The sequence below is a fragment of the Bradyrhizobium manausense genome, assembly GCF_018131105.1.
In the GTDB taxonomy this organism is placed as follows: domain Bacteria; phylum Pseudomonadota; class Alphaproteobacteria; order Rhizobiales; family Xanthobacteraceae; genus Bradyrhizobium; species Bradyrhizobium manausense_B.
Map to the genome: position 1 here is coordinate 213,794 of NZ_JAFCJI010000004.1, position 6,483 is coordinate 220,276.

Consider the following 6,483-nt stretch of genomic DNA (forward strand, 5'->3'; position numbering starts at 1 on the left):
AGGCCCGTATTTGTCCGAGGTCGTGCTAGGATCAGCATCGCCGGCATATCAACGCGGGAAGCCTATCATGCGCATCGCAGCCTTGGTCGTTGCCCTCATCATGGCCTTCAGTCCCCTCGCCGCCCGCGCTGACGACGTCACGACGGCGCAAGGGGTGATCCGCGCCCAGGAGCAAGCCTTTGTTCACGACGATGCGGCAGCGGCCTATTCCTATGCCGCACCGGCGATCAAGCAGATCTTCCCCGCACCCGACATCTTCATGTCGATGGTGCAGAACGGCTACGCGCCGGTCTACCGCCACAAGAGCTTTGAGTTCGGCGACAGCAAGAGCGAGGGCAGCTCGATTGCCCAGCGCGTTCATATCATCGATGCCAATGGCGAGGCCTGGGAAGCGCTCTACACGCTCGAACAGCAGGCCGACGGAAGCTACAAGATCACCGGCTGTTCACTGCTGAAGGCGGGACAAGCGGTCTAGGTCGCGAAATTCGGTCCTGTCTTGACCGACGACATGCGCGAGCGGATCAGCAGCGTCAAGACGATGCCGACATTGAGGGCATTCCACGCTACGCCGTTGGCGAAGGCCGCCGCGTAGGAGCCGGTGGCATCGAAGATGATGCCGGACACCCAGCCGCCGAAGGACATGCCGAACACGGAGGCGAAGATCACGATGCCGACGCGGGTTGCGGCTTCGCTGGCCGGCATCGCCTCGCGCACGATGATCGCGTAGCTCGGCACGATGCCGCCCTGGAACAGGCCGAACATGGCCGAGATCAGGTAGAGCGAGGAGAGGCTGTCGAAGAACAGGTAGAACACCAGCGCGAAGCCCTGCGCCAATGCCCCGATCAGTAACGTCGGAATCCCGCCGATCTTGTCCGCGAGATAGCCGGAGCCGATACGGCTGACGATGCCGCAGGCCATCATCAGCGACAACATCTCGGCGCCCCGCGCCACGCCGTAGCCGAGATCGCCGCAATAGGCGACGATATGCACCTGAGGCATTGCCATGGCGACACAACAGGAAATGCTGGCGATCGAGAGCAGCACCGTCAGCGTGTTGGTCGAGAGCCTCAGATTGACGCGCGGAGGCGCCGCATTGGCGTGATTGCGGACCTTGTCGTCGCCCATCTGCGCGCGCAGGACCAGCACCAGCATGGTCATCAGGGTCACGCAGACGAGGGCAATCCCGAAATGAGTGTAGCGCCAGCCGATCTTCTCCATGCCCGCATTGATGAGCGGCGGCCAGATCGTGCCGGCGACGTAATTGCCGCTCGCGACGATGGTCACGCCGAGCCCGCGATAGCGCTCGAACCAGTGCGAGGCCTCCGCCATCAGCGGCGCGAAGGTTGCCGATGTGCCGAGCCCGATCAGGAAATAGGCGGCCACGAATTGCCAGAGATGGGCCGAGAGCCCGGCAAGCATGTTGGCGACGCCGAGGAAGGCGATGCTGATGGCCATGGCCGGCACAATGCCGAACTTGTCGGTGATCTTGCCGGCGATGACGCCGCCAAGCCCGAACCCGAACATCATCAGCGTGAAGGCCAGCGACACCGACCCCCGCGTGGCGGCGAATTCGGCCTGCACGACGGGAATCACCACGACCACAGCCCACATGCCGACGCCGCCGATCGAACCCATCACCAGCGCGAGCAAAAGCCGCACCCAGGCCTGACGCGAGTCAGGGGTGAATGAGGCCGGTTTCTGTTCTGGGTGATTTGGCGCGTGCACGGCGTGGACCATGTTCGCGGATCGCCGTGCGGTCAACCATCGCGCCGCGATAATGGGCATGCGCTGTGCACTGCGGTAACGGGCGTGGCGAAGCCTGGGTTTGCATTCATTTGCAACTGCTTGCGCATCGCGAACTGTCGCACGATCACAGGCTAGCAGTCGCGTTTTATGACACACCCTTTGTGAAGCCGATCTCTTTTGCACAACCTGAAATAATGAAAGAATGACACCGATTGCAGCCATGGGAGCGCATCATGGACCAGGATCATATCGACAAGGCCATCGTCGAGAACTACCAGACATTGCGAAACCGAATGGGCCTGCTCACCGCGGCTTTCCCGGTCGTCGTGATCCTGGTTGGCCTGGCCTGGGGAATTCAGCTCCAGCCCTCGTTGAGCGATTACTATTTTGCCCAGAACCCTGCTTCGGGCATGGCGGATCTCTATCCTGTCCGGCTTTGGTTCTGCGGACTCCTGTTCGCGGTCGGCGTGTTCCTGTACCGCTACAAGGGCTTCTCGAAAAATGAAGACCGCTGGCTCAGCCTGACCGGAGCATTCACCTTGTGCGTCGCCATCTTTCCGATGGCCGTCTCCGGCAAGACGAGTCCATTCACCCTCGCCTATTTCGGCTACCCGAATGTCACGCTGCACGGCATCAGCGCGGTGCTGGCGTTCGTGTGTATCGGCATCATCATATTCTGGTTCTCGGGCTCGACGCTGTCGAAGCTCAAGAAAGACGGCGCGGCCCGCAAATGGTTCAGGAGGGCCTACTTCCTGATCGGCACCTACATGCTGCTCGCGATGGGAGGCTCGGTGCTGATGCATTTCCTGCACACGGATCGGGCCAACGATTCCTACATCCTGTACGTCGAATGGTCCGGCCTGTGGGCCTTCGCGACCTATTGGTTCATCAAGAACCTCGAGCTTCGTTACGTCGCGGACGCGATCCGGAAAGAGTCGGGCGACCTAATGCCGATGGGCACAGCCGACGTCGCGAAGGCGCTGTAGGGCGATTCGAGCGGCTCCGCCCCCCTATTGATCGGCCGCTGCCTGGCGGCCGGGATTTTTCGCCGGATCGGGGGCCCGAAATACCCCTGCCCCGACCTTCTCCCACTCCTTTGTTAACCCTTTGCTAACCATACACCGGGCAAAAATTGCCGGGTGAAGTCGAGTGTCGTCAGACGCGTAGAGCGGGAGTTCCCGTGGACGCCAGTGCGGTGCCTCACTTTCGGAACGGTGGCCCATCGGCCGCCGCACAGACGTTTGGGGCGCGCGGACGGCAGTCGCGCGGAGAGGCAGCTACCATGGTCGACGTCACCGCAGGACAGGGCGTAGGCGCAGCGAAGCCCGGCATCCCCTCGCTGAACGAGATCGTCACCATCCTCAAGCGCGGCGACATCGCGCTGGCGCTCGGCATCCTCACCATCCTGGTGGTGCTGATCCTGCCGCTGCCCGCGATCGTGCTGGACCTGTTCCTGGCGATCTCGATCACGCTTTCGATCCTGATCCTGATGACGTCCCTGTTCATCCAGACGCCGCTGGAATTCTCGGCCTTTCCGACCGTCCTGCTGATCTCGACCATGCTGCGCCTGTCGCTCAACATGGCCTCGACGCGCCTGATCCTGTCGCACGGGCACGAGGGCACGGCCGCCGCGGGTCACGTCATCGAAGCGTTCGGCAGCTTCGTGATGGGCGGCAATTTCGTCATCGGCATCATCGTCTTCGCCATCCTGATCATCGTCAACTTCGTCGTCATCACCAAGGGTTCGGGCCGCATCGCCGAAGTCGCCGCGCGCTTCCACCTGGATGCCATGCCCGGCAAGCAGATGGCGATCGACGCCGATCTCGGCGCCGGCCTGATCGACGAGACGGTCGCCAAGCAGCGGCGCAAGGAGCTGGAGGACGAGAGCGGCTTCTTCGGCGCCATGGACGGTGCCTCGAAATTCGTCCGCGGCGACGCCGTCGCCGGCCTGCTGATCGTCTTCATCAACGTCGTCGGCGGCATGATCATCGGCGTCGCGCAACAGGGCCTTTCCTTCGCCGACGCAGGGCGCAGCTACACGCTGCTGACCGTGGGTGACGGCCTCGTCACCCAGGTGCCCGCGCTGATCGTCTCGACGGCGGCGGGCCTGCTGGTTTCCAAGGCCGGCGTCTCCGGCGCCGCCGACAAGGCGCTGATGAAGCAGTTCTCCGGCTATCCGCAGGCGCTCGCGATGTCCTCGGCGGTCATGCTGGTGCTGGCGGCCTTGCCCGGCATTCCGACCATCCCCTTCCTCGCGCTCGGCGCCGGCGCCGGCGCGCTCGCCTGGAATGCGCGCAATCACAAGCGCACCGCCGTCAAGGCCGCGGAAGCCGCCAAGGCCGCGCCCGCTGCCGGTCAGCCCGGCGCGCCAGGAGCTGCGGCGGCGGAGGAGCCGATCTCGGCGGCGCTGAAGATCGACGACCTCAAGATCGAGCTTGGCTATGCGCTCTTGCCGCTGGTCAACGGCCCCGACGGCACCGACCGCCTCACCGAGCAGATCAAGGCGCTGCGCCGTTCGCTCGCGATCGAAATGGGCTTCGTGATGCCGGCGGTACGCATACTCGACAACGTCCAGCTCGAGGCCAACACCTACATCATCAAGATCAAGGAGGTCGACGCCGGCACCGGCAAGATCTGGCCGAACCAGTTCATGGTCATGGATCCCGGCGGCAGCCAGGTGCAGGTGCCCGGCATCCACACCACCGAGCCGACCTTCGGCCTGCCCGCGACCTGGGTCGATGCCAGCCTCAAGGAGGAAGCCTCGCTCAAGGGCTACACCGTCGTCGACGCCGCGACCGTGCTCTCGACCCACCTCACCGAGCTGCTCAAGGCCAACATGTCGGACCTGCTCTCCTATGGCGAGGTGCAGAAGCTGCTCAAGGAGCTGCCGAAGGAGCAGAGCGAGCTGGTCAAGGACATCGTGCCCGGACAGGTCACGGTCTCCGGTATCCAGCGCGTGCTGCAGCTGCTGCTCGCCGAGCGCATCTCGATCCGCGACCTCTCGACCATCCTCGAGGGCATCGCCGATTCGCTCGCCTTCTCGCGCAATCCCGCGAGCATGGTCGAGCATGTCCGCGCACGGCTGGCACGGCAGATCTGTGCGCAGAACACCTCCTATGCCGGCTATCTGCCGCTGATCGCGCTGTCGGCGCGATGGGAGCAGGCCTTTGCCGAATCCATCATCGGCCAGGGCGAAGAGCGCAGCCTCGCGATGCAGCCCTCGAAACTGTCGGAGTTCATGACCGGCGTGCGCGAGGCCTTCGAGCGCGCCGCCCGCGAAGGCGAGGCTCCGGTGCTGGTGACATCTGCGGCAATTCGTCCCTTCGTTCGCTCCCTGGTCGAGCGGTTCCGTGCCCAGACGACAGTGTTGTCGCAGGCCGAAATCCACCCCAGGGCGAGGCTGAAAACGGTCGGAAGCATCTGATTTGTCTTAAGAAGCCGTGTGTTTTTCGGCCACAGGCAAATGGTTTTTGAGTTCCTGGCGCCTTGTCGACCAAAGGCTGACAAGGCGCCTGACAAGCAGATTACAGCTTTGAAATAATTGCGAAATCGAACGATCGAGAACCGATTTCAATCGCGATCTTTCACGTCCTGTCACGCTCTTGTGATGACCCCTTGGGAACGAATCCTCCCAATACTAGGTTGTTGGGCACCGGGAGCATGAACCTGCCTCAACAGGGCGGCGACTACTTCGGGTAGGTGGCGGCAGGAGCCTTCCATGAACCACTCGATTTACAGCGCAGATCGCTCGACACATCTGAAGATTGTGGTCGTGGCCCTGGTCGCAGGGATCGCGGTTGCTGGCTTCGGCATCACGGCACGCACGGGTTCCGATGACAGCCTCACCCAGACCGCCCGCGTTATGAAGGCCGGCAAGCCGGTTGCCATCACCAGCGCGAACACACTTCTCGTTCGCTAGGAGACACGAGTTTCAGGAATTCACGCGGCTCTTTACCAGCCCCCCAAAGTCGCCACGTGGATATGTAGACGACCCCAACCCCAAGTCGACTACAGAAAGCGCCCGCCCCCCACGGGCGCTTTCTCATGTCTGGGGTCCTATTCGGGGCGCGCATAAACCCATCCAGTTCGCCATTGCGAGCGTAGCGGAGTCATCCAGAACCCATCCGCAGCGGCAGTCTGGATTGCCTCGCCGCTTCGCTCCTCGCACTGACGGAGCAAGACGCATTGGCGTCGCTTCCATGGCACGCATCTCCATCGCAGACACACCTCCGCATCCTCGCGGCTCATCTCGCCCGAGCTTTGCTCCGTCGCCTCACCCTCAACTGAAAGAGGGCGCAGGGAAGACCGGGTGCCGGCTGGCACCCGCGGTCCACTGTGCGGGGTTGTAGTCGGAAGATCTGCACAGCGGCATACAGGTGAAGCCTCAACATCCGGCCTTCCCTGCGCAGTGGTTTGACGGCTTATGTCGTGCTCTCCCCGGGGAGCGATGCACTATTGCCCCCGTCACCTTGCAGATGGCTGATGCGAGCGTCCGGTTGGACATCGCACATCACCACAAGACTTGGCGCACAGGCTCCGGGCGCCAGGACCACACGATTTTGCCGTACGCGAGATCACACCGGTCGTCCGCGCGACGGCCTCGCTCACGGTTTCCCGCCCTGCAAAACCCTTCGCACCGATGTGAGCCACGCCCACCGCCGTCCGGCCCGCGTCGTGACGATCGCGATACGCCCCTCTTCCATGGGCCGGGTTGCGCGACACATACGTCGTTTCCGA

The 6,483-nt window shown here is 63.1% G+C and carries 5 protein-coding genes; 4 read left to right on the forward strand and 1 reads right to left on the reverse strand.

Annotated elements, in window-relative coordinates; all coding sequences use genetic code 11:
• The first annotated feature begins 67 nt into the window (after positions 1-67).
• Positions 68-475: a DUF4864 domain-containing protein gene (locus tag JQ631_RS29080; protein ID WP_212332769.1), complete on the forward strand. Its 408-nt coding sequence runs from the start codon at positions 68-70 to the stop codon at positions 473-475.
• Here the strand turns inward: JQ631_RS29080 and JQ631_RS29085 are convergent.
• On the reverse strand, positions 472-1,737 hold the full coding sequence (locus JQ631_RS29085) for an MFS transporter (RefSeq protein ID WP_212332771.1): 1,266 nt from the start codon (positions 1,735-1,737) through the stop codon (positions 472-474). The genes JQ631_RS29080 and JQ631_RS29085 overlap by 4 nt on opposite strands.
• Positions 1,738-1,979: 242 nt before the next feature.
• Between JQ631_RS29085 and JQ631_RS29090 the strand changes: the two genes are divergently transcribed.
• The 3 genes from JQ631_RS29090 (at position 1,980) to JQ631_RS29100 (ending at position 5,665) form a co-directional block, all read left to right on the forward strand.
• Positions 1,980-2,732, forward strand: coding sequence for a hypothetical protein (locus tag JQ631_RS29090; RefSeq protein ID WP_212332773.1), 753 nt, complete (start codon positions 1,980-1,982; stop codon positions 2,730-2,732).
• Between the two features lie 296 nt (positions 2,733-3,028).
• Entirely contained in the window at positions 3,029-5,170 is a 2,142-nt protein-coding gene (flhA, locus tag JQ631_RS29095; protein ID WP_212332781.1) for a flagellar biosynthesis protein FlhA, read from the forward strand.
• A gap of 294 nt (positions 5,171-5,464) precedes the next feature.
• On the forward strand, positions 5,465-5,665 hold the full coding sequence (locus tag JQ631_RS29100) for a hypothetical protein (RefSeq protein ID WP_212332783.1): 201 nt from the start codon (positions 5,465-5,467) through the stop codon (positions 5,663-5,665).
• Positions 5,666-6,483: the final 818 nt, after the last annotated feature.

Excerpts from the sequence above, each read along its gene's own strand:
- JQ631_RS29080 (WP_212332769.1), top strand. The coding sequence starts at position 68 with ATGCGCATCGCAGCCTTGGTCGTTGCCCTCATCATGGCCTTCAGTCCC.
- JQ631_RS29085 (WP_212332771.1), bottom strand. The coding sequence starts at position 1,737 with ATGGTCCACGCCGTGCACGCGCCAAATCACCCAGAACAGAAACCGGCC.
- JQ631_RS29090 (WP_212332773.1), top strand. The coding sequence starts at position 1,980 with ATGGACCAGGATCATATCGACAAGGCCATCGTCGAGAACTACCAGACA.
- flhA (WP_212332781.1), top strand. The coding sequence starts at position 3,029 with ATGGTCGACGTCACCGCAGGACAGGGCGTAGGCGCAGCGAAGCCCGGC.
- JQ631_RS29100 (WP_212332783.1), top strand. The coding sequence starts at position 5,465 with ATGAACCACTCGATTTACAGCGCAGATCGCTCGACACATCTGAAGATT.